Source organism: Erythrobacter sp. SCSIO 43205, from assembly GCF_019904235.1.
In the GTDB taxonomy this organism is placed as follows: Bacteria; Pseudomonadota; Alphaproteobacteria; order Sphingomonadales; family Sphingomonadaceae; genus Erythrobacter.
Window position 1 is genome coordinate 2,685,231 of the sequence record NZ_CP063202.1, and the last position, 26,707, is coordinate 2,711,937.

Annotated in this window: 14 protein-coding genes; 10 read left to right on the plus strand and 4 right to left on the minus strand. The window is 57.8% G+C overall.

Features of this window, described 5'->3' with window-relative positions; genetic code table 11:
• The first annotated feature begins 217 nt into the window (after positions 1-217).
• Positions 218-2,734 (plus strand): TonB-dependent receptor, encoded by a 2,517-nt coding sequence (locus INR77_RS12785; RefSeq protein ID WP_223071413.1) that lies wholly within the window; start codon positions 218-220, stop codon positions 2,732-2,734.
• 173 nt (positions 2,735-2,907) lie between these two features.
• Entirely contained in the window at positions 2,908-4,506 is a 1,599-nt protein-coding gene (locus INR77_RS12790; protein ID WP_223071414.1) for an alkaline phosphatase, read from the plus strand.
• Between the two features lie 81 nt (positions 4,507-4,587).
• Here the strand turns inward: INR77_RS12790 and INR77_RS12795 are convergent, their stop codons facing one another.
• Complete coding sequence (locus INR77_RS12795; RefSeq protein WP_223071415.1) at positions 4,588-7,878, minus strand: glycosyl hydrolase; 3,291 nt, start codon at positions 7,876-7,878, stop codon at positions 4,588-4,590.
• 183 nt (positions 7,879-8,061) lie between these two features.
• On the opposite strand from INR77_RS12795, the gene INR77_RS12800 reads away from it, so the two are divergent.
• The 4 genes from INR77_RS12800 to INR77_RS12815 all read left to right on the plus strand — a co-directional run bounded on the left by INR77_RS12800 (position 8,062) and on the right by INR77_RS12815 (position 10,564).
• The gene (locus INR77_RS12800) at positions 8,062-8,691 is read left to right on the plus strand and encodes an isochorismatase family protein (protein WP_223071416.1); all 630 of its coding nucleotides are present in this window, start codon (positions 8,062-8,064) and stop codon (positions 8,689-8,691) included.
• Positions 8,692-8,834: 143 nt separating this feature from the next.
• Positions 8,835-9,056: a hypothetical protein gene (locus INR77_RS12805; protein ID WP_223071417.1), complete on the plus strand. Its 222-nt coding sequence runs from the start codon at positions 8,835-8,837 to the stop codon at positions 9,054-9,056.
• Positions 9,057-9,313: 257 nt separating this feature from the next.
• The gene (locus INR77_RS12810) at positions 9,314-10,012 is read left to right on the plus strand and encodes a response regulator transcription factor (RefSeq protein WP_223071418.1); all 699 of its coding nucleotides are present in this window, start codon (positions 9,314-9,316) and stop codon (positions 10,010-10,012) included.
• A 27-nt stretch (positions 10,013-10,039) separates the two neighbouring features.
• Entirely contained in the window at positions 10,040-10,564 is a 525-nt protein-coding gene (locus INR77_RS12815) for a hypothetical protein (RefSeq protein ID WP_223071419.1), read from the plus strand.
• 6 nt (positions 10,565-10,570) lie between these two features.
• On the opposite strand, the gene INR77_RS12820 is transcribed toward INR77_RS12815, so the two are convergent.
• Positions 10,571-12,757 carry a CHASE2 domain-containing protein gene (locus INR77_RS12820; RefSeq protein WP_223071420.1) on the minus strand — a complete coding sequence of 729 codons (2,187 nt, stop codon included), beginning with the start codon at positions 12,755-12,757 and terminating at the stop codon, positions 10,571-10,573.
• Between the two features lie 12 nt (positions 12,758-12,769).
• Complete coding sequence (locus INR77_RS12825) at positions 12,770-14,125, minus strand: FecR domain-containing protein (protein WP_223071421.1); 1,356 nt, start codon at positions 14,123-14,125, stop codon at positions 12,770-12,772.
• A gap of 163 nt (positions 14,126-14,288) precedes the next feature.
• Between INR77_RS12825 and INR77_RS12830 the strand changes: the two genes are divergently transcribed.
• From INR77_RS12830 to INR77_RS12845, 4 genes are all read left to right on the plus strand, one after another.
• A complete protein-coding gene (locus INR77_RS12830; protein ID WP_223071422.1) occupies positions 14,289-14,705 on the plus strand; it encodes a nuclear transport factor 2 family protein in 417 nt (138 codons plus the stop codon).
• Between the two features lie 94 nt (positions 14,706-14,799).
• Positions 14,800-15,966 carry an acyl-CoA dehydrogenase family protein gene (locus INR77_RS12835; protein WP_255573780.1) on the plus strand — a complete coding sequence of 389 codons (1,167 nt, stop codon included), beginning with the start codon at positions 14,800-14,802 and terminating at the stop codon, positions 15,964-15,966.
• A gap of 29 nt (positions 15,967-15,995) precedes the next feature.
• Positions 15,996-16,799 (plus strand): SDR family oxidoreductase, encoded by an 804-nt coding sequence (locus INR77_RS12840; RefSeq protein ID WP_255573781.1) that lies wholly within the window; start codon positions 15,996-15,998, stop codon positions 16,797-16,799.
• A 2-nt stretch (positions 16,800-16,801) separates the two neighbouring features.
• Positions 16,802-17,908 carry a strictosidine synthase family protein gene (locus INR77_RS12845; RefSeq protein ID WP_223071425.1) on the plus strand — a complete coding sequence of 369 codons (1,107 nt, stop codon included), beginning with the start codon at positions 16,802-16,804 and terminating at the stop codon, positions 17,906-17,908.
• 52 nt (positions 17,909-17,960) lie between these two features.
• On the opposite strand, the gene INR77_RS12850 is transcribed toward INR77_RS12845, so the two are convergent.
• The gene (locus INR77_RS12850; RefSeq protein ID WP_223071426.1) at positions 17,961-26,690 is read right to left on the minus strand and encodes a hypothetical protein; all 8,730 of its coding nucleotides are present in this window, start codon (positions 26,688-26,690) and stop codon (positions 17,961-17,963) included.
• Between the last annotated feature and the right edge of the window lie 17 nt (positions 26,691-26,707).

Sequence of the window (26,707 nt, forward strand, 5' to 3'; positions counted from 1 at the left end):
TTTGTTTCAAGGTGGGGTCGGGAAACTTGACTTGTGCTAATTGTATACAATAAAGCTCAAGCAACGCAAGGCGGAGGAAAAATCCGTCCTGGGGCAGTGGCGGGAACCACTTTGGCAATGGTCTTTGTGTCCAAAGCCAGCGAACCGAGTGATGATAAAATCGATGAGACACCAGATCGTTCCAGTGCGGGTGAACGAGTTAAAGAAGGGAATTCAAATGCGTCACGTATCCTTGCTGAGTGCAGCCTCATTCATGAGCCTCGCCATCGCCGCCCATGCCGCCCCGGCCCATGCACAAACAGCGACCGGTGCCGATGCGGCTGAGGATGACAACGCGATCATCGTCACCGCGCGCCGTCAGGATGAGCGTCTTCAGGATGTACCCGCATCGGTTTCGGTTCTAACCGCTGACGCGCTTGAAAAAACCGGCGCTCAGAACGCAGCCGACTTCTCCCAGCTTACCCCGGGCGTCACCATTGTGACCGGCACAGCGGAAGCGGGCGACACGCAGATCAACATTCGCGGCATTAACGGCGCGCGCGATGCGGAAAGCTCGGTCGCTCTCGTTGTCGATGGCATCTTAAAAACCAACACCGCGCAATTGAACCAGAACCAGGGCACGCTGCGCCAGGTTGAAATCCTCAAAGGCCCGCAAGGTGCGCTTTATGGTCGTAACGCGGCTGCCGGCGCAATTGTCCTTCAGACGGTGAAACCCGGCGACTTTGTTGAGGGCGGCGTTCGCGCATCCTATGCGAATGAAAACACGTTTGAGGGCACAGCTTATGTTTCGGCACCGCTCGGTGAAGGGATCGGCATTGTTGCCTCTGGCTATTACCGCACCACCGACGGCTTTTTCTTCAACGAGTTTTTAAACGATGATGTGGTGGATGACCAAGAGGTGTGGTCGGTTGACGGGCGTCTCGTTGCCAATCTGAGCGAGGCGACCGAGCTTGATGTCAAGGCGCGCTATTCGCAGCTTCGCGGCGCCTCAATCAACTTCAACTCATCCTTCCACATCCCTGCCTTTGGCGCGACCAATCCCGCCTTTTTCGAGGATGTGAACGAACACCCCTTTGTCTACAACGGCAATATCCGCCCGACTAACGAGCAGGACAGCTTCGACATCTCGGCCAAGATTGAGCATGATTTCGACAGTGTAACGCTCACCGCGTGGGCGCTTTATTCTGACGTTGACCAGCTTCTAACCGCCGACGGGACGAGCGCTGACTTTGCCCGCTTCATCGGTGCCGCTGACCCCGCCGCGCAAGGGGTTGTCGATAGCTGCTTTGCCACCACCGCGCAGCTGACCGGTTTCCCCGTTGCACAGCCCGGCTTTATCGGCGAAATTCCGGTGCCGTTTATCTTTGCGCCCGCCAATGGTTCGACCTTTGGCGCATACAGCCCCACCACATGTGACGGCACCCAGCTGCAAATCCGCAAGCAATCCGACATCAGCGCCGAGATCCGCCTTGCCTCCAATGATGGCGGTCCTTTGATCTGGCAATTGGGCGGCTACTTCCTCAACATCGACCGCGAAACCGGCGTTTCCATTGGCGGTGATACGGGCGCAGGCGTTTCCGAAACATTGTTCAACGCACCGGGAAGCTCCAACCCAACCAGCCTTCTTTTGAACGATGAATTCGACACATCTGTCTATGCCATCTTCGGTAATGCAGAATATGAGTTCGACACCGTAACGCTTGGCCTTGCGTTGCGCTATGACATTGAAGATCGCTCTTCCAATTCGCTCGTGCCTGCCGATGCACTTGACCCGTTCACAGGCGGCCCGATCAACCCCGGCCTTGCATTCGGCGCGTTCACGCCAGTTTCGGAAACCTTCAAGCAGCTGCAACCCAAAGTCAGCCTCAGCTGGCAGCCGTCACCAGATTTCAATCTCTACGCCAACTGGGGCATCGGGTTTAAGTCGGGCGGTTTCAACAACCAGGGGTCGGCTGCGATCATCGATGCAAACTTCGTTCAAGCGTTGGGCGCGGATGTGACGATCAACGATGTCTACGACAAGGAAGTGTCCTCTGCCTTTGAAGTGGGCTTGAAAGGCGAGATTGCGAACGGCGCGATCACGTTCGATCTTGCAGGATATTACACTGAAATCGACGATATGCAGTTCTTCGAGTTCTTCGTGGGCTCGTTTGGCTTGCTGCGCGTTGTCTCGAACATCGATGAGGTTGAGGTCTATGGCCTTGAGTTCAACACGGCGGCGGAAATCGTCGATGGTTGGAAGATTTTCGGCGCAATCAACATCACCGAAAGCGAAATCAAGGCCAACAGCTCGCGTCCATCGACGGTGGGGAACAAGTCGCCTTATACCGCCGACTATACGATCAACCTGGGCACCGAAATCGACACGCCTTTGAACGACAGCATGAACCTTATCATGCGCGCTGATTATCGTATCACCGGCCCGACGTGGTTCCACTCTTTCCAGGACCAGACTTCGCCGACGCTCTTCTCCGGCCTGCTGCCAATCTCGGCGCTCGCGCTTCCAGCGGAAGTGGGCAATGCCAATTACAGCGTGGCTGAGCGTGAAGCCTTTGGTGTCCTGAACCTGCGCGCAGGGATCGAAATGGGCCAGCTCACCGCGACCGTCTTTGCCGAGAACGCCCTTAACCGCGAATATCTCAACGAAGTTATCCCGGCGATTGAATTTGGCGGTTCCTTCATCTCTCCGGGCGCGCGGCGTCTGGTCGGGGTGGAAGTGGGATATCGTTTCTGATCCCCTTCCCACACAAGAGCGCTTCGAGCGTCGCTGAAAATGGGCAGGTCTTGGTCAACAAGGTCTGCCCTTTTCTTTTGTCTGGTGTAAAAGGCCCCGCAAGAGCGCAATCAAGCTGACACACTGACATCGCACAAAAGCGATCAGCTTAATCACTATGGAACCGACCACTGATGACAGACACCCGATCACGGCGCCTTGAACTGAGCCGTCGCTTTGCCCTTAAAACCTTTGGCGCATCGGCCATCACCGGACTTTCTTTGCTGGGCGCGAGCGGCGCGATTGCCTCGCCTGTGTTCCGGCAATATCCGTTTCAACTGGGCATCGCGTCCGGGGAGCCGGAGGCGGATGGCTTTGTGATCTGGACCCGCCTTGCCCCAGACCCGCTGGAGGCGGGCTATGGAATGTTGCCAGCCCCCGTCGAAGTGCGCTGGGAAGTGGCGAGCGATGAGCGGATGCAGAACAAGGTCGCCGAAGGCACAGCCATTGCACGGCCAGAAATTGGCCATGCAGTCCACGTTGAGGTCGCTGGGCTGGAGGCGAACCGTCCCTATTTCTACCGCTTTTATTCAGGGCGCGAGAGGAGCGGCATTGGCCGCGCAAAGACCACGCCAGCGCTGGGCCAACCGATTGATAAACTGCGCTTTGGCGTCGCGGGCTGCCAGAGTTACGAAGAAGGCTATTACACCGCGCACCGCTATCTCGCAGGCGAAGAGGCAGACTTCATCTTCTGCTATGGCGACTATATTTACGAATATCGCGGCGACCGAATTCGCGCGCAATGGAATGGCGACGTTTCTGAAAACGTGCGCACGCATATCGGTCAGGAAATCCACACGATCGAGGATTATCGCCGCCGTTATGCGCAGTACAAAATGGACCCCGACCTTCAGGCAGCACACGCTTCTGCCCCGTGGTTCGTCGTCTGGGACGACCATGAGATCGACAACAATTGGGTAAGCGATATCGATCAGGATGGCACCCCTGCGAGCATATTCGCCCTGCGCCAGCAGATGGCAATGCAGGCCTATTATGAACATATGCCGCTTCGCCCCTCCTCCATGCCGCTGGGCAACCGGATGCAGATTTACCGTCAACAACGCTTTGGCGACTTGCTTGACCTCAACCTTCTCGACACGCGCCAATATCGCAGCGATCAACCCTGCGATGACCGCTGGGCGCAATATTGCGACGGAGTGGATGATCGCAATGCGCAGGTGCTTGGCCGCGAGCAGGAGGACTGGCTGTTCGACAAGCTCAAGTCGTCAAAGGCGCAGTGGCAGGTCCTCGCACAACAGATCATGATGATGGACCTTGACCGCCGCATTGGCGAAGGTGAGGGCCGCAATCTGGATAGCTGGGGCGGCTATGAGACGCCGCGCGACCGTGTTCTGGCCAAGGTTCAAGACCTTGGCAAAGACAGCGTTATTGTGCTGACGGGGGATGAGCACCAGAATTACGCGGGCGAGCTTTACCTTGATGGGCAACGCCCCAGTCCAAAACCGATTGCAACCGAGTTTGTCTCAACCTCAATCACGTCAGGCGGAGACGGCGTGGACGTGCGTTCGGACACCGCTTTGATCCAGAAAGAAAACGAGTGCCTGAAATGGCACAATGCCCAACGCGGCTACGTCATGTGCGATGTGACGCACGAGCAATGGACGACCGAGTTCAAAACGATGGACTATGTCTCAAAGCGCGGCGGTGCGATCAAAACCCGCAAACGCATGGCCGTGGCAGCGGGTCAGCCGGGGTCATTGGCTGAGGCGTAAAGCTGACGCGCGCAGACTTCAAAAAAAGGGGCGGGCGAGGTCACCTCATCCGCCCCTTTTTTTCATACGCATAATCAGCACTTAGCCCGAATAGTTTGGAACCCCGCTGCCGGGGGTATAGGGCGCGCCCATCCCTGCCAGTTCATCTTCAAGCGCCTCAACCCGAAGCTCCACATCACGAAGCTGGCCAAGCACCTCCTCGAACTCACTCTTGGCGATTTCAAACGCGGTCTTGTCCGAACCTGTCACTGGCGACTGGTGGCTCCAGCCCCAACCCCGGATTTGCCCGATACGCTGGTTGATTGAGAACGGTGCCGGCTCATCGCGGCCAGAGACAGTCCGGTCGCCGAACAGCGCCATATCAGCGTTGTCGAGCAGGCTTTCGATCTGTTGAAGCGAACTGCGCTGTGCATCGTTTGGCTCGGGCAGAGCCTCCACGGCGACTTTCATCAAAGCAATGCGGTTACGCAGTTCACGTGAGGCCGCGCTTGCGCCGGAAACGGCTTTGGAAAGCTGCGCGGTCTCGTTCTGGAAAGCCAGAACAGCTGCGCGGTCGTCCGCCAGTTCAGGGCTATTGTCGAGCTCCTTGACGGTGAAGCTCTGCGGCGTTCCAAGTGGCGTCACCACCCCGTTCACGCGCTTGCCCATCTGGACGGTGTACTCGCCCGGAAGCACCAGCGGACCGCGCGGCGCGCCGCCGAAAATGCTCACTTCGGCAGGCGTCAAGCGCGCGGGGTCAGGCGCAGGATAGCGCAAATCCCATGCGACGCGATGCAGCCCCTTGGTGTGCGGGCCCGTCATGCGGCGCACGATGTTGCCCTCAGTATCCGTGATCGTGAAAACAATCGCAGGCGCATCCTCGCGGTCTTCTGCACGAAGCGCCTCCCACGATGGGTACGGCGTATCGCCGCCGGTCTTCTCAATCGCGCGCTCGGCTTTGCGACGGGCCTGCGCGCGTGTCTCAAGACCATCACGCAGCGTATAGGTGAAGACCGCGCCATAGGGGGGATTTTCCGCATACCAGAAGTTGTCGCCATTCGACGCCTGCGCGCCGCCATAGCCGCCCCAAAGGTCGCCTTCGATATACATCCATGGGTCACGCACTGGGAAGAGCGTCGCCTCGTTTGACGCGACTGCAGAGGCGCTTGTGCGAAGGGCCGAATAATCATCGAGGATATAAACGCCGCGCCCGAAGGTGCCGACGACAAGGTCGTTCTCGCGCCGCTGGATCTCAATATCGCGAACGTCGATCGTGGGGAAACCGGCCTTCAATTGCTGCCAGCTGCCCCCGCCGTTCTGCGTGTAGAACAGGCCGAACTCGGTGCCCACAAACAAAAGGTTGGGGTCAACATGATCCTCAGCAATGGTGTGGACCGAGCCTTTTGCGGGCAGGTTCCCCGCAATCGAAGTCCATGTCCTGCCCCGGTCGCTCGTGCGATAGACGTAAGGCTTATCATCGCCGCGTTTGTGGTTGTCGAATACGGCATAGGCGACACCCGCATCGTGCACGGAAGCAATGATGTCTTCGACCAGCGTCATATCCGGCACGCCGCGCACGCTCGTCAGCCTGCGCCAGTTTGCGCCATTATTCTCGGTGACAGAAATCACGCCGTCATCGGTGCCGACATAGATCAGGCCTTCAACCAGAGGGCTTTCCGACAAAGCAATTGCAGCGCCATAGATCGAGGTGGAATCGTTCTTTGCAATCGCATCGACGCTCCACACGCGGCCCATGACTTCGAGCGCGTTGCGGTCAATCTGCCGGGTCAGGTCGGGACTGATCTTCTCCCACGAATTGCCGCGATCGTTGGAGGCAAAGAGATACTCAGCCGCATAGTAAATCCGGTCGGGATTGTGCGGGCTGATCAAGAGCGGCGTGTTCCAGTTCCACTTGTAAGCGGGCTCGCCTGCTTCAGGTTGCGGGGTCAGGAACACCCGCTCCTGCGTGCGGCGGTCATAGCGCGCCAGGCCGCCATATTGGTACTGCGTATAGACGATATTGGGATCGCGCGGGTCGATTTGTGGCTTATAGCCGTCCCCGCCCAGCACGATGTGCCAATCGGAATTGGTGATGCCGTGGACTAGCGTGGTGCGCGAAGGACCGCACAGCGAGTTGTTGTCCTGCGTCCCCCCGCAAACATTGTAGAATGGCGAGGCATTGTCCGGCTGCACGCGGTAGAACTGCACAATCGGCAAGTTCTGGAAATGCCGCCATTTCTGACCACCGTCCCATGTCTCATAAACCCCGCCATCGCCGCCGATGATCATGTGAGAGGTGTTGCTATCATCAATCCACAGAGCGTGGTCATCAACGTGGCGCGTCGCATTGCTCATGTCCGAAAACGTCTTGCCGCCATCGGTTGAGCGCTTGGAGAATGTGTCGAGCGAATAAAGAACATCGGGGTTCTTCGGGTCGACCACGATCTCATTATAATATTGCGGGCTGGTGGTCATGTGGCTGGAACGCTTTTCCCAGCTTTGCCCGAAATCGGTCGAGCGATAGACACCCTTTTCATCGTCTTGTGCTTCGATGATGGCGTAGATCATGTCCGGCTCAGACGGCGCCATGGCAAGGCCGATGCGGCCCATGTCGTCCTTGCGCGGCAAGCCTGCAGAAACCTTGGTCCAGTTCTCGCCGCCATCACTCGTGCGGTGAATACCGGAGCCCGGACCGCCGTTGATAAGCACCCAGACATGGCGGCGGCGCTGATAGGAGCTTGCAGTGATAAGGTTGTAATTGTCCGGGTGGACAACAAATTCATTGATGCCGGTATGCTCGTCAATCTCAAGGATCAGCTCCCAGCTCGCCCCCCCATCAGTCGTCTTGTAAAGCCCGCGATCACCGCCCGCCGACCACAGCGGACCTTGGGCTGCGACCAGAACGTGGTTCGCATCCTCAGGATTGATCCAGATTTGCGAGATGTGGCCAGAATTTTTAAGGCCCATATTTGTCCACGACTTGCCGCCATCGGTGGATTTGTAAACGCCATCACCAAAGGCGACCGAGCGCTGCGCATTGTTTTCGCCGGTGCCGACCCAGATGGTGTTCTCATCAGACGGCGCGATTTCAACCACGCCGATGGAGTAGGATCCTTCGCGATCAAAAATCGGCGTCCATGTGGTGCCAGCATCCTTGGTCATCCAAAGCCCGCCGGATGCCGTTGCAACAAGATAGTGATGCGATCCACCTGAAAAGACGGCAAAATCCGAAATTCGCCCTGAAACATAGCCCGGCCCGATCAAGCGCAAAGGCAGCGAGGAAAGCGCGCTTTTCCCGTCATCTTGTGCCATCGCAGGGGCGCTCAGGCCTAAGCCCAGTACCAGTGCGACCAACGCGAAAAAGCGGGCGGTTGATTGGACGAAATTTCTCATGGCCTGAGCCTTTCCCCTGCTACGACTCTTCTCAGCTTCGGACCTTAGACAAGAAATGAAATTTCGCAACGCAGGGCAAATCGTGCGCGAGGATTTGGGATTCTATATGAGCCAGTCGCTTCGCGCTTGACCATGGCCCCGCGCTAGTTGAACGAGGAGCCGACCGATATAAGAGGCGCGCAAATGACAGATGGTTTGGATGAAAACTACGCGAAGGCCTATGGCGGGACGGCAGGTTTTGGAAAATCGCCAGCGCTGGTGATGATCGACTTTGTTCAAGGCTATTTCGATCAAGCGTGCGACCTGTACTCCGATGTCGATGACGCGCTCGCCTCCGCTTTGCGGGTGCGCGAGGCGGCCCACGCAGCGGGTATCCCGGTGATCCTCACCAATGTCGTCTATCACCCCAAGGCGATCGACGGCGGGCGCTTTTTCGAAAAAGCCACGCCTTTGCGCTATTTCCTTGAAGGCAACCCGATGGGCGCATGGCCTAAAGGGCTCACGCCAAGGCCTGACGAACTGGTCATTTCCAAACAATACCCCAGCGCCTTTTTCGGAACCTCGCTTGCATCAACGCTCACATCCTTGCGCGTTGACAATGTGATTCTAACCGGCCTCACCACCAGCGGATGCGTGCGCGCGTCTTGTGTTGACGCGATGAGCCATGGCTTCATCACCACCGTCGTGCGCGAGGCGTGCGGCGACAGGCACGATGGCCCGCACGAGGCGAACCTCTTTGATATGCAGGCGAAATACGCCGATGTCGTCTCCGAGGAAGCGATTATCGCGCACCTTAACACTCTGAAAACGTGAATCTTTGCCCCTTTGCCCATCATGCGTAAGGCGACTTGGGATGCAAAATTTGCAAGAGTTTACGTTCGTAAAGAGTAAAGCGCGTCTATAGGCTCACCCACGTTTTCGCGAAGAGAAGGGGGGCCGCGACAATGCCTAAAGGAATGGATGATAAAGCACCCGACCCCGGGATGCTCTGGCTGGCAATCGGGATTGGTGTCTTCTCGGTTCTCGCCTCCTTCATGCTGGCAATTTATTACGCGGGTTCAGAACAGGCCAGCGCGGCCCCTTTAACGGCTGATGCTTCGCCGGAGGTATCAGCACGAGCCTCCCCTTCTGCCGAGCCGATATTGCAAAGCGCGGCTGCTACAACCGACATTGAATAAGCGCGTTGGCGATGCCCTTCGGGTGCTATGCGATGAGGTACTGACCCACGTGCTTCGAGGCGGATTCCAATCACACCCCCCTGGGGTCCGCCTCACCTTTCTTGAGCTCCGGCACCGACCGGGGTTCGCAGCAAAATTTCATCCAGCGGTAAAAAGATGTAATATCTACCCTCACGTGGGGACCAATAGCTGGAATAATGACAAATCAAATGTAACAAGCATCGCGCGTTACAAATGCTTTTCAAGGAACGGACAGGATGCGGATTGCTCTTGCAGACGATGATCGCGACATTCGCGAACAAGTCTCGGCTATTGTAAGAAAAGCGGGCCATGTGGTCGATGATTTCACCAATGGCCTTGATGTGCAAAAAGCCCTGCAGCGCGACACATACGACGTGGTTCTGCTTGATTGGAATATGCCGGGTCGCACCGGGTTTCAAATTCTTGAATGGGCCGCTGATAATCTCGATAGCCCACCCCCGTTCATCCTCCTCACCAGCCGCCAGGACAAAAGCGATATTGTCAAAGGTCTGGAAGCAGGCGCGGTCGATTACATTGTCAAACCCGAAAGCGAAGAGGTGATCCGCGCCCGGATCGAGGCAGCCGCTCGGCGTACTTCAGTAAAGGAGACGCGCGGAGTGGTCCAATACGGTCCATTCGAAGTCAATCACGCCTCCCGCACTATCAGCCGCGATGGCGATGCGATTGCCTTGACGGCAAAGGAATATGACCTTGCGGTGCTGATGTTTGAAAACATCGATAAGCCATTGTCGCGCGGTTATCTGTTCAGCCGCGTATGGGGCGGCAATATCGACGTGGAAACCCGCACGATTGATATGCACGTCTCGCGTTTGCGTTCAAAACTCGGCCTCACCCCTGAATCGGGCCTTGTTATCCGCACCGTTTTTGGCTTTGGATACCGCATGGATCACTTTGAGGCCGATGCCTTGGCGTGAGGTTGAACGCATTGCGGGGGTTTGAAGATGGACGGTCTTGGAAGAGCAGGCTTTGTTAATGGGCTCACACTCGCCCTTGCCAGCGCTGGCCTTGGCGCTTGCGCTGTTTCAACGCCAGCTGCGATCACCGATTCGCAAAATGCGAGCGGCACCATAAACAATCTGCAATTTGTTGCTGAAGAGGGCGTCCAAAGCGGGCTAGGCAAGCAATTCAAAAGCGCACTTGCAAACGCATTGTCAGCACAAGGCGTCACACTTGGCGGCAATGCTGGCTATCTCGCTGACTTCACAGTGGCTGAGCGTCCTGCCGATCTTGCCTTGCAGGATGTAACCGGCGACGATGCAAATGCCAGCGCCCCCGCTTCAGATTTCAAGCCGCGCTTCTTCCACACGTGCAAAGCCCACAGAGTGAGCGCGAGCCTTGTAATCTATAACAAGCAAAGCGGCGCGCTTCATTCCAAGTCGGAAGGCGAATACATCGCCTGTCCCGGTGACACATCGCAGCTTGGCGTTCTGGCCAATCTGTTGGCGACGCGCGCGCTCCAGAATTGATCGCAACTACTGATACGGCAGGTGGATCACAAAGCGCGTGCCTTTCCCTTCCTCGCTTTCGACGCTGATCGTGCCACCGTGGCGATCAACCACCTGCTTTACATAAGCAAGCCCTAAGCCTGAACTGGGCCCCTTGCTGGTATCGCGCGCGCCAAATCGAGCAAACGGCGCTTGCTTGCGTTCTGGTGAAAGGCCCGGCCCGGTGTCAGCAACGCTGATTTCGAACGCTTCGCCATCACCCTCATCAAGCGTGATCAAAATCTGCCCGCCTTCAGGAGAGTATTTGACCGCATTGCTGATGAGATTGTCGAGCATCCGTGCAATCGCAAAGCCATCGACATAGGCAAACACGGGTTCCCCCGGCGGATCGAACAGAACCTTGACCGAATATTTTCGGGCAAGCGGATAGGCGCGGTCAGCGGCCTCTTGCACGATAGAGCCAAGCTCTGTTTCCTCGCGCTCCACCCCTTCGTTCGAAATGCGCGCGATCTGGACAAAGTCTTCCGTCAGCTTCAACGTGCGGCGCGATTGCTCGGTAATCCGGGCAAACCGCTCTTCAATCGACAACGCTTCGTCTGCCTGCCGTGCCAGGCTGATAATTGCCACCTGTGGCGAGCGCATATCGTGGCTCAGAAACTCCAACGTCTCGCGGCGCTGGCGCTCAGCTTTTTTGATCTCAGTCACTTCGCGCAAAGAAAGCACTTTGCTGCCGACATCTTCGTCCAGATGTGCCGATGCCATCCAGAAGCTGCGGCCATCGGCAAGGTTGAGCTCGTCGCGCTCTTTATCGAGGATGCCGTCAACTTGCGCAAACAGCTCATCAAGAGTGAAATTTTTCGATTTGGGAGCAGCGCCAAACAGGTTTTCGGCAGCGAAATTGCCCATCGTCACCCGGCCATCGCCATCGGTCACCAGCATCACATCAGGATCTGCGTCGATCACGTCCTGAATAAGCTTGAGATTGCTCGAAACGCCTTTGGTCAGCCGTTTAAGAAGCGCCACTTGCTGAGCCACGACATCGAAACCCTCGCCCGATTGCGTGCGGCCCGTGGGAAGCCTTGCAAGCTCGCGCAGGGACGCCGCCTCGCTTTCCAGAAAGCGGCTGACCGAGGCCAGTCGCCGCCATCCCCACAAGGGATAGGCAATCACAATCGCTAGCAGCGCCCCGCCCACCGGAAGCCAGATGTTGAATACCGTCAAAGACAGGATTGAGCCCACAAACAGGCTGGCGGTTAGAAGGATCGCCACGATCAAGGCGCTGCGCGGTGAAAGCCGCCAAAAGCTTGCAAACAAAAGCGCAATCACGATTGCCTGAAGCGCCAAGGCTAGCCGCGTATCAGCTTTTTCGATCAGATTTCCCGACAGCATGGCATTGGCAAGGTGCGCTTGCATCTCGGCACCGGTCAGAAGACGCCCGGCATGGGCTGGAACCGAATACCGGTCGCCCAGCCCCGGCGATGTGGCACCGACAAACACGATAGCACCCTTGAAAAATTCAGGCGGAACACTGCCTGAAAGGACGGCTGAGGCAGGCAAAGCGCTCACCGATCCGCGCGCGCCATAACGAACGATTGCACTGGTTTGGCGCCGGAATGGTCCGCTCACCGCATAGCTTTGCAACTCGCCTGCTATCTCCAGCAATCGCACCGAAAAATGCGGGTAACCCTCGCCACCTTCACCGCGGACAAGTTCGAACCGCCGCGCGACCCCGTCGGCATCAGGGGTCAAGGCCACATGACCCACCGCGCTCGCTGCATCGCGCAGCATGGGGAGAGGATAAAGCGGCACTTCGCCTCTCACGGTGTTGGGTTTGGGGCCAAAGGAATGGGGAAGCACAACCTTACCGCTATCTGCCAGAGCGCTTGCCAAAGCGGCATCGCTTGCCTCGTCCGTCCCCTCAATGAACAAAACATCATAGCCGATCGCGGCCGGGGAATAGCTGTCGATCCTGCGGATCAACTCTGCGTGGATAGCGCGGTCCCACGGCCATGCGCCGACCTCTTCGAGCGAGGGATCGTCGATTTCGACAAGGATGATGCGAGGATCGATAGCGGGCGTGTTGATCGACGCCTCAAGGTCGAGGAGCGCTAAGTCAAACCGCTCTGTCCAGCCGCGCAATTGCGCTGCAAACAGTAACGCCAGCATGGCTGTGAAAAGAACAAACCATTCGGCAAAGAGGCGCGTTTTGAGCAAAGTCGCCAATGCCTATTCGCGCACAGGCAAATCGACCGGATCGCTCCAGATTTTGATGACTTCGTGGGTTTCACCCTCTTCTTCGGGCGCGAGAATGAGGAAGGTGGACACCTGCCATTGATAATCGCCGGGCGCGAGATTGCTGACGTAGAGCCCCTCGTTTGTCAGCCCCGCTTCATCGACCAAGAGGACATCCGGCCTGTCCTTTGCCCACAGGCGGAAACCTGCGTAGCTTTGGCCCTCGCCGTCTGGTTGCCACACGAATTTATACGCATCAGCAAAGGGCGATGGGGCAAGGCCGCCAGAGGCGCCAACGCGCTTGCGACGGAAAGCTTGTGCAGGTGTTTCGAACCCTTCAAGCCCGCTTGCCGCAACCGCACGCGAGCGCACCGAAAGGCGCGCATCTTCAATGCCTTCAAAACTGACCATTGGCTCTGCCGTGACCTGTTCAGCGATGACATCGAGGAAGGTCTGATCGGCCGCAATCTGTGTGCGATAGGCAATCGCGCCATCGACGGGGGTGATAGCAAAGGTCACCTGCTCCTTCGTCTGGGTCGCATTGGGATCGACCAGTTCAGGCGCTCTCAGCAATTCTTCCGGATCGCCAAGTCCGCCTGTATCGCTGGCAATGCCGAGCCCGGCGGGAAGATTGCTTACAGCACCGGCAGCTGACACCTCAACCAGCCCTTCGACCACTTCGGTAAGCGCAAGCGAGCTATCTTCTTCATAACCGACGCGAAATTCGGTCCCGCGCACTGCGGTAACGGCAAGGGGGGTGCCTGTGTTAAACCGTTCGCCATCATTGAGCTTAGGAGCAGTAATCTCGCCGCGACCGCGCAGGACGCGCAAGTCCACATCAAGCTTATTGCCCAGCCGATAGCGCCGCGCCCGTTTAATCTGAACGCGGGAATTGGACGGCAGGGAGACGCGTGTGCGCTCTCCATTACGGCCAAGCGAGACGAAGGCGCGCGCACCAGTTGTGATGATCGCACCGGGCTGCACGGCCATGCCGCTCTGCGCTTCGAACACGGCGCCAGCCTGGCGAATGGAAACCTCGCCCCGGCTGAAAAGGACGTTCAATAGAACAGGATCGGATTTGAGCAACGCGCGCGGCACCTTGACCACGGCCCCAACCGGAATGGCGCGCGCATTGGAAATGCGGTTCAGCTTTTGAACCTGGCCGATAGCCGCCCTTGAGGTGAAATACTCTCCAGCCAGACTGTAAAGCGTATCGCCCGCCTTGATGGTGTAGGAGATTGTGCCCTCATCGCCTGCCCCCAATTGCGCCTGGGCGTGTGCAGGCAAGGCCGCACAAGCGCCAAAAAGCGCACCTGCAGCTGCGAATTTTACCAAAGCTGTAAGCGCCATTGTCCCCTCATAGACTTACTGAACCGCCGTATCCCCCGCGCTGATAGCCCAAAAATCCGCGCGAGGCCAAAGGATGCGTGGGGATTATTTGTAAAATGCGGCAAAATCCGTGTGCAATATCCGGCCCTTCCCAAATCACGACATAGCTGTATCACGGGCGGCCATGAGTACACATTCTTGCCCACAAAGCCTGCGATTGGACGCATGGCACGATTATATGCAGCACGGCGGCGCAGAGCGCCTGACTGCTTTATTGGCAGAGGATGTGACCTTCCTCTCCCCCGTGGTTCACACCCCGCAGCGCGGACGAGAGATTACCACCGCCTATCTTCTGGCAGCTGAACAAGTGCTTGGAAACGAACACTTTCGCTATGTCCGCGAAATCGACGGCGGCGATACCGCCGTGCTTGAATTTACGACCGTAATAGACGGCATTGAGATCAACGGCATCGATATGATTACGTGGAACGACGAGGGTAAAATCATCGAGTTCAAAGTGATGGTTCGTCCCTTGAAAGCGATCAACACCGTGCACGCAGCCATGGGCAAAATGTTGATGCAAATGAAAAAAGCGGGCTAACCCTCGTTGTACGGCAAAAACGACTAAGGTTTTTTCACACAAAATGTTTTCTCCCCCAGAAGAGCGACGGGCCCGCGAAGGCGTCCAAGGTTACATGACCGACGAACGCCGCATGATGCAGCAAATGGCGCGCGAATTTGCCCGCGACGAGGTGCTGCCGATTGCGAACAAGCTCGACCCTGTTCAAGGCGACATTCCGCAAGAGCTGATCGACAAGATGGGCGAGCTCGGATTTTTCGGGATCATGATTCCGGAAGAATTGGGCGGGCTTGGCCTTGGCTGCTTTGAATATTGCCTCGCCGCAGAAGAACTCGCAGGCGCGTGGATGAGCGTTGCATCCCTGCTTGCGCGAGCCAACACCTTCTACAAATCGGTGCCCGGTGCCACCGAGGAAGAACGCCGCGAACGCATCGCGCTGATGGCGAAGGGCCAGTATATGGGCGCGGTGGCGCTTTCTGAACCGGGCGCAGGGTCGGACGCCGCCGCTGTTCAATTGAAAGCGGTGCGCGAAGGCGATGAATGGGTACTCACCGGCTCCAAATACTGGTGCACCTTTGCTGATCGTGCCGACTTTATCCAAGTCGTGGCTCGCACAGGAGCCGAAGACGGCGCGCCCCGCCATGCGGGAATGACGCTGATCCCGGTTGAAAAACCGCGCGGGGGATTCATGGAGGGGCTCTCAGGCTCCGCCATCCCCAAGATTGGATATTATGGCTGGAAAACCTTTGAGCTTGCTTTCGATAAGGTCCGCGTTCCGGTTTACGAGCGCGACCTGAAGAATGAAGGCAGAGGCTTTTACGGCGTTGTCTCCGGCCTCGAAATTGCCCGCGCGCACACCGCCGCGCGCTCGATTGGCTTGGCGCAAATGGCGCTCGATACCGCCATCGCCTACGCCAAGGAACGCGAGCAATTCGGCCAGCCGATCAGCAATTTCCAAGCCATCCGGTTCAAAGTCGCGACCATGGCCACCGAAGTCGAAGCCGCCCGCCAGCTGATGTACCATGTCTGCACCGAAATCGATTCAGGCAGGCGGTGCGATCAGGAAGCCTCAATGGTCAAATATTTCGCCGCCGAAATGGCAGAGCGCGTGACCAGCGAGGCGCTGCAAATTCTGGGCGGCGCGGGATACACGACGCATTACCCGGTTGAGCGATGCTGGCGCGATGCGCGCTTGACCAAGATTTTCGAAGGGTCGTCCGAAATCCAGCAGCGGATCATATCCGACAGCATTTTTGGAAAGCCAGTCGAACCCAAATTCTAGAGAGAAATATAAAACGGGAGGGACAAGCATTGAGCGAGCATAAGGGCAAAACGGTCTTCATCACCGGCGGCACCAGCGGAATTAATCTTGGTATCGCAAAGGGTTTCGCCCGCGAGGGCGCGAGGGTCGTAGTGATTGGCCGCGATCCGGAGCGCGCCTCGAATGCGCAAAGCGAGATCAAGGCCGAGTGCACTGACGACGGCGATGCGATGGGTTTTTCCTGCGATGTGCGCGACTATGACGCGGTTGAAGCGGCACTGAAAAAGGTCGCGGATGCCTATGGCTCGATCGACGTTCTTGTCGCGGGCGCGGCGGGCAATTTTTATGCACCGCTTTTGGGCATGAGCGCCAATGCCTTTCGCACGGTGGTGGATATTGACCTGTTCGGCACGTTCAACGCTTTTCGCGCAAGCTACCCCTACTTGACCAAGCCGGGGGCCTCGCTCATCGCCATTTCAGCAGGTCAGGCCGACCGCGCAAGCGCAATGCAAGCCCATGCCTGCGCCGCAAAAGCCGGGGTAAACCAGCTCACCAAGGTGTGCGCAGTCGAATGGGGACCGGCAGGGGTGCGCGCCAATGTCATCTCACCCGGCGGGATTGCAGACACCGTTGGCGTCAAGTTTCTGAGCAAAGACCCTGCACAATTCGAAGAAGCCATACAGCGTATTCCGGGCAAGCGGCTTGGCACGGTGGATGAGATTGCCGATGCGGCAAAATTCCTCAGCTCAGGTGCGGCGCGCTATATCAACGGGCAAATTATCTATGTCGACGGCGGGCTTTATGCAGGCGATGCGAGCGTCGATTGCCTCAACCCGCCGCCAAGAGAGAAGTGAAAATGACGAAGCGTATCGTGTGGGGCGTTCTCGCTCTCATCCTTGTCGCGGGCGTTTGGGCCGGGTTCGAAGTATACCGTGTCTCCGGCCTTGGCACACAGCTCGACACCAAGCTTGCCGGCGAATGCGTGCGCGTCGATGTCGCTCCGGGCGCAGAGGATATTCAATACGATCCGGAAACAGGGCTTGCTTTCATCAGCGCCGAAAACCGCCGGGTGATTGACCACAACAACCCTGCGCCGGGGATGGGAACAGCGGAAGGCAACGGCATCTATGTTCTTGATGTGAGCGTTCCTTTGGACCAGCTTGGCCAAGCGACCAGAGTGTCACCTGAGGGTTGGGAAGATTTTCGTCCGCACGGCCTGTACCTTTGGTCGGGCACAGATGACGCTGGCACCGCGATGAAGCGGCTTTTCGTTGTCAATCACAAGAGTATGGCGCGCGAGAACATCGAGCAGAATATCGAGATCTTCGATGTCGGCGAAGGGGGAATGCTGACCCATCTGGAGAGCGTGTCTTTCCCCGAAATGTATTCCCCCAATGATGTCGTTGCCGTCGGTCCGCGCCAGTTTTACGCGACGAACGATGTTGTGAACCATGAGGGTTTGGCGCTTTATGCCGAGGTGCTTTTGTCGCTGCCGATTTCAACGGCGGTCTATTTCGACGGGAAGGAAGGTCGCACCGCTGTAGAGGGGCTCGCTTTCGGTAACGGGATCAACATCTCACCCGATGGCAAGAGCGTGTATATTGCCGAATGGACCGACCGGGAGATCGGTTTTTATGATCGCCTCGAAGACAATTCGCTTGTGCTGCGCGCGGCTCATTCCATGCCTGCTGGCGTTGATAATCTGGATGTCGATCCGCAAGGCAACATCTGGTTTGGTGGGCTGAGCCGCCTGTTCGACTTTATCGAAAGCATGGAAGACCCGGCGAAAACCGTGGATTCCATCGCGGTCAAGGTGAACCCTGAAACAGGCGCTTATCAGACGGTTTTCCAAGCCTTCAACGGAGAGATTAACTCCGCGAGCGCAGCGGCCGTGGCGGGTGACAAGCTCCTTATCGCAACGGTCAACGATGCCCATATCCTCGCCTGTCCAAAACCCGATTGAACGTCGGGTGAGGACAGGCCGAGGGGCCCGACGAGCGGGCGATTGCCGCTAGCTAGGAGCCGCAATCCTCGCCTTCATCGCACGCCTCATCACCTCCACCTGCATTATCGCGCCAGAAGTCCTCATTGCCCGCGCCCGTCACAGGGTCATCAATGAGAGGATCGTCTTCGAACGTTGAGTTCGGTGTGAGGTCAATCAATCCTCCCTGCAGCGGCCCTTCGGGTCGGACTTCGGCCGGGGTGAGGCCGTCATCGATAAGATCGCGCGTCTCAACTTCGCCCCCGTCACCGGTCGGCTCCAATGGCGTTGGAGTGGGTGTCGGTGTCGGTGTCGGTGTGGGCGTAGGTGTCGGCGTTGGCGTCGGTGTGGGTGTCGGCGTTGGTGTTGGTGTTGGTGTTGGCGTTGGAGTGCCAGTCGCACACGACGCCGGATCAGCGATAATGCAGCCGTTGATCGTCGAGTCCACCGCCGGTGTGCTGTCAATCAAAGCAAGAGCAATCGCATCGATACCCGTCGTGCCATCAATCACACCGTTGACAACAATCGGTTGAGGGTTCGCACTGCCAGTTGTGATGAGAAGCGAGTTGACATCGAACCCGCGCCGGTCATCAAAATCTGTTCCAGGCACGGTGTTCTGGATGAACACATCGCTCGCCCGGGTTTCGATGCGCAAACGATCAGACCGGATTACACCTTCAGAGCGGTCCACCCCGTCGCTATCGGCAAGACGCAGGTCAATCTCAGATAGCGTAAGACCAGCAATATCGCTCAGCGCCTGATCAGTTGCCGCGATGAAATCAGTCGCAAGCACATCAATAGTGCCTGCAAGACCGCCATTGGCATCAAGGACGAAGATCCCGCCGTTAGCCGTATCAACCCGCATCAGATTGGCTGCATCAAAGACGACATCGGTATCCGCGGTCGCGCCGGTGATTGTGGCATTTCCGAGCACCTCGATGTCGCCTTGCGAAGTGAAGGTCAGCGGGCTGGACTGGCCGAACGTCTGAGCAAAATTGCCCATCCCGTCTCCGGCAATCACATCAAGTTGATCCACCAGAATAAGTGCATCAAGGCCCGATCCACTCGACAGCGCGGTGAAGCTCAAGCTGCCGCCGGACGTGATCCGCATCAGTTCGGTGTTATCGATTTGATAGGGGTTGGTGTCGTTGAAATCGCCACCAATGACCATATCGCCCGTTGTCTCGAACCCGATCGAGAAGGTGCGCGTCTCGCTCCCGATGATGCTATCGCTTCCCAATGCAACATCGCCAGAAATCACCCTGATCGCTTCGCCCAGCGCTGTACCGTTGACCGCATCAAAGAGCCCTCCGGCATCGACGCTGAGCAATGTGCCTGCATCCGCAATGCCTTCGATCACAACTGCGCCAGCGGCCATCAAGCTGATATTGCTGCCGCTCGCATCGTTGACAAGCAGATCGCCGTTGGCGCTTTCGAGCGCAACGTTGCGGGTCGCATTCGCGAGGCGTGCTTCAAGCATTCCCTGCGAGGAAACGATCACATCGCCGTCATTGGCAAGGGCTTCGATAGTGAGATTGGTGCTCGACCCGATATCAACGCCATTCCCTTCGGCGGTGAGAAGATTGGCGACAACCGCATCTGCGACAGTGACCTGACCACCGTTGCTCAGGAGGTTCGCTTCACTGGCGTTAAGCGTGCCAAGGTTGATATCGCCAATTGCGCCGATATTCGTCACGACACTGGTGACAAGGCTGCCATTTGATGATCCGTTGGCAGACAGTGGCGCGCCGAATGGCGATGACCCGCCGACAGCTGACGCCCCACCTCCCCTAGGAGTGCCTGCGGCAAGGCCAACCGTACCATTTGCTGAAAGCAACGAACCCTGGATGGTTTCGTCGGCATTCATGCTGACGTTCGTGCCAGCGAGAACCGAAACAAAGTCGATTTGCGAAGCCCGGAGATCGACCAGCCCGCCCGCACTCGAATTGCCCAGGTCAGCGGGTCCAGCCACATCGATCACAATATCGCCATCGGTAATGATGGAGTTCAGCCCGGTCCTGATAGAGCCGCTGCCATTAGCAATAAAGTCGCCGGCCGCTTCCGCGTGTTCGACATCGATATTGCCCGCTGCATCAATCAGAATATCAGCGCCAGACAAGGTGTTGACGATAGTGACGCCAAGATCGGTGGCGGTGACATCCACTGTATCGCCTGCATCAATTTCATCGACATCAACAAAGCCGCCATCGATTGTGACGAGCCCTGCGCTCAATATCTGGCCACCCGCAGCAGATCCACCGGCGCTGATAGAGACATCGCTGCCTTCCAGCACACCGAAGAAGACGTTACCTCCGTTAAGGCCGATCCCGCCGCTGACAATCGAAAGATCGAGAGTGACATCGCCAGCTGCCGACAGGAATACATCCGAAGGTGAGAACGCTTCACCAATGTTGATGTCTCCGCCCGCAGACAGATCAATGCTGGCACCGCCCTGATTGAAGAAGCCGGCGATAAAGCTGCCGGGAACTTCATAAAAGCCGGGAGATGTGCCCGTTTCATTGACGAGAGTAAGCTCACCGCCCGTGGCAATGCCGCCAACGATGATGGAATCGCCCACAGTAATGCCGATGTCCTGCGAGCTGAACAGCGTGCCAGTGCCAAGCAGGCTTCCCGCAGCCGCGATCAAAATCTGGTCGGCATCAATGTTTGCATCGCGAAGATCAACATTGCCGGTCAGACTTTCAGCAAAGAACGTCCCGCTTGCATCAAGCTGAGTGTCTATGCCGTTAGTGCCCATCACGATGTCGTTGCGCGTCTGGATCGAAATGTCGCTCGCCTCGACCACCGCTTGCTCAATGAACAGCTGGATCGTGTCGTTATTGCTGGAAAGCCCGATTTCGATGACGTTTTGTGCGTCCATGTCGCCAAGGCAGATGATGCCTTCAAGGCATGGACCGGTGAGCAGGCCGGCATCATCGCTCAGGCTTGAGAAGCCCGCGCTTGGCGCATCGCGCACATCGGCCTTGATCGATCCGGCAGTCAGTGAACTGTCCAGTCCCTCAACCGCATCACCTTCGAGCACGATGGCTGCGTCATTGGCGTTCAGCGTACCGTCAATGACAAGCGAGGCAATGGGCGTTGAGGGAAGCGACAAAAGCGCTTCTTCGCCGCCTGCGATCAAGAGCAGATTGGGGCCGCCGTCGAACGGCGATGCCGGGTCGATCAGGTCAGTGGGGCTGTTCGCCGCCGAAAGCTCGGCGCCCGCCTCGACGATGATGTCATCGCCCGTGTTCACGATCAGAGCATTGTCCGCCGCTGTGACAGAGCCGCCCGCGAACAGCGCGTTTCCGCCCGCTCTGATATCAATATCGGCATAGCTGGTGACGGTGCCGGTGATCGTTGAGTTGGCGAGGAAGTCGTATACGAACACGCCTCCGCCAAAATCAATCCGGCCTGCATCGATGATGAGCCCGCGGAAATTGCTTACCCCTTGCGGCCCGATGACGCTCGCATCGTTGAGCGCGACACTGCCTTGCGCGGTGAGCACGATTGCTGGCCCTGCACGAAGGTCGTTGGCGGTGATGGTCCCGACTGCTGTGATCAATTGCTCGCCGAGCGAATTGAATATCGTGTCATCACCCGATGTGAATGATCCACCAAGATTTGCGGTCAGGCTTTGCCCGACATCAACCGTAAGTGTGCCTGCGGTGTTGCCGCTATGCGTTGCATCCAGGTCACCACTTGCGTTGAAGGTGGCACCTTGGGTAACTACGAATTGGCCGTCGTTCTCCATATCGATGATGATGTCGCCGGTCACATCTGCAAGGAACGGTCCGTCAACCGTGACAGGGCCGCTATCCGATGCGATCAGGAGTGATCCCGTAGCGGTTCCAGGCGCACCCGTTGCATCAATCGTGAGACTGCCAAGGGTGATCAGGCCACCGGGCGAAGTTGATGTGTCACTGATCGTGACCTGACCGCCGCCTCCACCAACGCCCGCAGCGGTGATGGTGACATTGCCAAGACTGACGATGCCCGGGCTGCCTTCGATCACCTCGATTGTTGGAGCGCCGCCAAAGCCAACTCCTGCCGTGCCGCTCACGCCAACAACACTGCCAGTGCCGTCCGCGCCGCCAAGGCCGCCTTGCCCCCCTTGCCCCGTTGCGATCAGGTCAACATCATCAATGTTGATCGTTGCGCCAACAGCGCTGATCAGAGGCGAGCCGCCTGTGCCGATACCGCCCGCACCGCCATTGCCAACATCCTGCGCCTGCAGGGCAGTGCCGCCGCTACCGCCAACACCGCCAACACCGGCTCCAGACAAGCTGAATGCACCAGTGTTCTGAATGATCGTGACTTCGCCGCCGGTCGCCGCGGTAATCGCCGCACTGCCCCCAATTGCATTGCCGCCAGCGCCACCGCTGCCAGCCGTTCCGCCGACCTCGTTATCTTGCCCAACGCCGCCTGCGCCGCCCAGACTGTCGGCATCCAGTGAGAACAGTGATGCATCGATTGAAATGAGCGCATTGTCTTCGACCGCAAGACTTGCCGAGCCGCCCACAGCGCTACCACCGTTACCGCCATCGCCGCTCGGATCAAGAGACAGAACGCCGCGTGATCCAAGGCCACCGGCAGCGCCCGTTGCCCCCGCAATAATCGAAACGACCGAATTGGCCTGAAAGTTGGCGTTCGGGCCTGAGACGAGCAATACGGCATCACCCCCTGTTGCACCGCCCCCGCTTGCGCCATTTGAGATCAAGCCGCCTTCGACGATCCCCGCCGCGCCGCCTGTTGCGGTTGCGTCAATGGTCAGCGCTTCAAAGACGACCGAAACATCGTTGATCGCAAGTTGCGCTGTGCCGCCTGTGCCATTGCCGCCATCGCCTGCAACCGCACCCTGACCGCCTTCACCGCCGATGCCTTGCGCGAGGACAGAATATTCCTTGGGTGCCGCATCATCCTGATTAAGCGAGATAAGCGCGTTGCCGCCCGTGCCGTTGCCGCCAAGACCGCCAATACCCTGTGCTATGCCGGACTGGAAACCGATCCTGCTGTCACCGCCTTCGCCGCCTGTACCGCTTGCGTTGACGCTCAACGTTTCAAAGGTGAGATTACCAGCGGTGTCGTTAAACACGGCGGTTCCGCCCACCCCTGATCCGCCAGCGCCGCCAGCGAAGTCGGGATTGCCGTTGAAGTCGGGGAAGCTGTCTCCGCCCTCGCCGCCATAGGCCTGCGTGGAAACGACAACCGCGGTCGCGTTCACTGTTGCAGTGCCGTCCAGATTGAAGGTTGCAGTGCCGCCCTCAGAATCGCCGCCATTTCCACCAAGAGTTCCGCTTGAATCGCCAGCCTCGCCGCCGAACGGCCCAAAGCCCAGATCGCGGTTGCCCGTTGCTTCAACCCTGAGAGTGTTTGTAACCGTAAGATCGCCTGAAATCGCATTGAAGGTAGCAGTGCCGCCAAGCGCATTGCCTCCATCACCGCCATTCGTGCCATCTTCGAGATTTCCGCCCGCACCAAATCCACCAACGCCGCTCGCAGTGATGTCGAGATCGTCGATGCTTGCGCTTCCGCCGTTAAGGTTAAAGACAACGCTTCCACCAACACCATCACCACCAGCGCCCGTGTTTTCGAGGCCGTTGACCGGGTTAAAGGTTCCGATGCCGAAATCGCCTCCCGGTCCGCCTTCGCCGATGGAAGATACGCTTATCTCGGCCGCGGTGAGCGAGCCGCCAAGGACGTTGAATTGGGTAAGGCCGCCCCTGCCCGTGCTGCCTGAACCCTCAAAGAAAGTATCAAGAACTTCGCTGTCAAAGGCAAAGCTGCCATCGGTGCCCGCGAACAGATCGTCGAGGTTAAGAACGCCGTTATTGCCTTGAACGGTGATGTCGACGGTGCCGCCGACACCTTCGCCGACATTGTTATTGGTGCTGCCGCTTGGGAAAGCGAAGCCATTGGCATCAAGGAAAAGGAAACGTGAAAAACTGATCGTCCCATCATCGGCAAGAAGCGTGATGGTGCCGCCTTGGCCGCTCCCAGAGGTGCTGCTTGCGCCGGCTGCGCCAGTGCCATCGGCGCGCACGGAGCTGAAATCGGCAACATTGATGGTGCCGGAATTGGTCGCCGCGATGGTGACGTTGCCGCCCTGCGTCAAATCGGCGACCTCACCAAATCCTGCAAAAGAACTGCCCGCGCTCGCCCCGACAAACAGGCGGTTCGCAATCAGCAGGCCATTATTGGCGGTAACACTCACATCGCCAGCCTGCGTCAGGGGACCGGGGGCACCAAGGAAAGCCCCTGCATCTATCGAAAGAGTTCCGCCAATCGTCAGGCCCGCACCTGTATTAAATCCTGTGTCGGTTACGCTGACCGCGACTGTATCGGTAACAGCCGCACCAGTTCCACCGGTCGTCTCGGCAATGATGTCAATGGAACCGGAGACATCAACCAGCGTGTCCGGATTTGCGATATTAATGATCGCGCCGCCACGCTGCGCCTGTCCCAAGAAGAAATCGTCAAGTCCAAGCGAAGAACTTTCCGCATTCGCTGAAACGTCAACGAAGATGTCTCCAAAGAAATGCGCCCCGCCAAGGATGTTGAGAGTGAATTGACCCGCGTCAGCATCATTGGATTGGGCGACGGCAGGGTCAGAACCGCGGCTGGCGAGAGCGCTTGCGTCCACACTCAGCGCCCCTAGGTTCACACCGCCGCTCAAAAGGTCGATTGTGACATCCCCGGCGGTCGAACTGCTGCCTTGAGCGCCATCGCGGCGTACCTGATCCGCAGTGCCAGCCCTCCGGCCAGAAGTGTCGATCGAAAGCGTGCCTCCGACATTGAGGAAGGCATTGTCCACGATCAGCGAAACATTGCCCCCTTGCGCTGAACCGTTGCGGATTTCGCCGCTTCCGCCATTGGCAGACGTGTCGATTGTAAAGCTGCCGCCGACGTCAATATTGGCGCCATCGACCACCGATATCGAGATGTCGCCGCCCACACCATCGGTGCCAATCCCAGTGCCGCCATTGTTGCGAATGGTTGCAATGTCATCCAGACCGCGCCCGCTCGCATCGAGAGTGAGGTTCCCTCCGACAGAGAGAGTGCCACCATCAGGCGCACTGATGTTGCCATCGAACTCGACCGCGAAATTGACATTTCCGCCAGCGCTTGCGCCATCGCCGGTCGCCACGGACAAAGAGCCTGTCACATCAATCACGCCGACCTGATTAACCAGCAGATTGACGTCGTTTCCGGCAATGAGGGTGAGATCGGCTGTATCGTCGGTAGAACCGACCGTGACACCTGGCCCACTGAATGATGGATTGTCGAAAGCCTGGAGATTGATAGTATCTTCAGCAAACGCGATAGTATCAGCGGTCAGTTCGGCTGCTTCGATCGTGATGTTGCCCGCAGCACCCCCATCGATAGTGGTGTCGAGGACGTTGACCGAGACTTCGGTAAGGGTGCCGCCGACATCGACAAACAATTCTTGCCGTTCAACACGATTGCCTGTCGTCAGCACAATGACACCGTTGACGATATCAGCAGAACCCGCCGCCTGATAGCCGATGTTCCCACCAAGCAGCATGGTTAGGGCATCGTTCTTGGGCACGGCGACGAAATACATCACCTGTCCATCGTCAATCGCCAGCGAAGATGGTCCGCTTGTAGTGCCCGAATGAACGATCCCGTTTTCATCTTCGGTGCCAACACCAACGGTGATGTCAAAGAGGTTGTTCTGAATGGTCAAAACGGCTTCTTCGGCAGCGACGAAAGCAGCCGATCCGTTGACGTTGATATTACCGCGCTGCTCAATTCGCGGAGCGACCATGGCGATATAGGAATCGCTGTTAGTGGCCTGAATCGAAGCGAGATTTTCCACCACAATTGCCGATGCGGGGTCGCTCACGCCAGTAAAGTTGATCGCGGAAGGATTGGCCACGACATCATTGGGATCAATGGTGCTGGTGCTCAAAAGCAGGCTGCCAATGTTGAAATTCGCAGTCGATCCGATGATCAGGCCGCCAGCGCTTGAGAACCAGATATTCCCGCCAATGGCGTTGCCGCCAAGGACAGTTGATTCAACATTGCCGTCAATGCGTACCGGGCTCGCAACACCCGGGGTCGTGATCCGGTTGAGGACAGTGTAGTCGCTCGCGGCAGATGTAAAAAACAGATTGTTTCCTGCATCGAGGAATGAAACAGGAGCGCCCGTCCCAGACGCAGTCGTTGTCCAGTCGATAATTGCCGAAGTTCCAAGGATCTCGACCGTATCGCCAACAGACGAGGGGGTGAAATTGACTTCGGTGGATTCAAACAGGGCGTTTGCATTGACGGAAATGCCGTTCGCGCTCGTCGCGGCAAGTGGCGCGCGCGGGGTTATTGCCAGCGTTGGCGCGCTGTTCGCGGTGGTCGCAACGCTAACCGATGGCGTTTGCGGAGCCGTGTTGACCGACATCACCACTGGCTGAGGCGGTGCAACCATGCTGTTCATGGAAGTTGGTGCGCTGGCACGCCGCGCAAGCGCACGCGTTGTGACCATCGGCGTCGGAGCACGCGCCGCGCTATTTGCGGAAGGATTATATAGTGATCGTTGACCCCGGCCAAGCGCCCGCATTTCAGGCGCGGACTGTGGTACATCCTGCGCGTGGGCCCGCATTTGCGGTGCCCCCATAATGGGGGAAGATTGCGCAAATGCAGGCGCGCCGCCTGCCACCAAAGCAGAGGCCGCCGCAAGGGCAGATGCGCTGCGCAGCCAGTTCAAACGCAGACCGTTGCGATGGGCCGGATTGGTTGGATTAATCATTTTGTTCCCCCGCACCT

Excerpts from the sequence above, each read along its gene's own strand:
- INR77_RS12785 (WP_223071413.1), top strand. The coding sequence starts at position 218 with ATGCGTCACGTATCCTTGCTGAGTGCAGCCTCATTCATGAGCCTCGCC.
- INR77_RS12790 (WP_223071414.1), top strand. The coding sequence starts at position 2,908 with ATGACAGACACCCGATCACGGCGCCTTGAACTGAGCCGTCGCTTTGCC.
- INR77_RS12795 (WP_223071415.1), bottom strand. The coding sequence starts at position 7,878 with ATGAGAAATTTCGTCCAATCAACCGCCCGCTTTTTCGCGTTGGTCGCA.
- INR77_RS12800 (WP_223071416.1), top strand. The coding sequence starts at position 8,062 with ATGACAGATGGTTTGGATGAAAACTACGCGAAGGCCTATGGCGGGACG.
- INR77_RS12805 (WP_223071417.1), top strand. The coding sequence starts at position 8,835 with ATGGATGATAAAGCACCCGACCCCGGGATGCTCTGGCTGGCAATCGGG.
- INR77_RS12810 (WP_223071418.1), top strand. The coding sequence starts at position 9,314 with ATGCGGATTGCTCTTGCAGACGATGATCGCGACATTCGCGAACAAGTC.
- INR77_RS12815 (WP_223071419.1), top strand. The coding sequence starts at position 10,040 with ATGGACGGTCTTGGAAGAGCAGGCTTTGTTAATGGGCTCACACTCGCC.
- INR77_RS12825 (WP_223071421.1), bottom strand. The coding sequence starts at position 14,125 with ATGGCGCTTACAGCTTTGGTAAAATTCGCAGCTGCAGGTGCGCTTTTT.
- INR77_RS12830 (WP_223071422.1), top strand. The coding sequence starts at position 14,289 with ATGAGTACACATTCTTGCCCACAAAGCCTGCGATTGGACGCATGGCAC.
- INR77_RS12835 (WP_255573780.1), top strand. The coding sequence starts at position 14,800 with ATGACCGACGAACGCCGCATGATGCAGCAAATGGCGCGCGAATTTGCC.
- INR77_RS12845 (WP_223071425.1), top strand. The coding sequence starts at position 16,802 with ATGACGAAGCGTATCGTGTGGGGCGTTCTCGCTCTCATCCTTGTCGCG.
- INR77_RS12850 (WP_223071426.1), bottom strand. The coding sequence starts at position 26,690 with ATGATTAATCCAACCAATCCGGCCCATCGCAACGGTCTGCGTTTGAAC.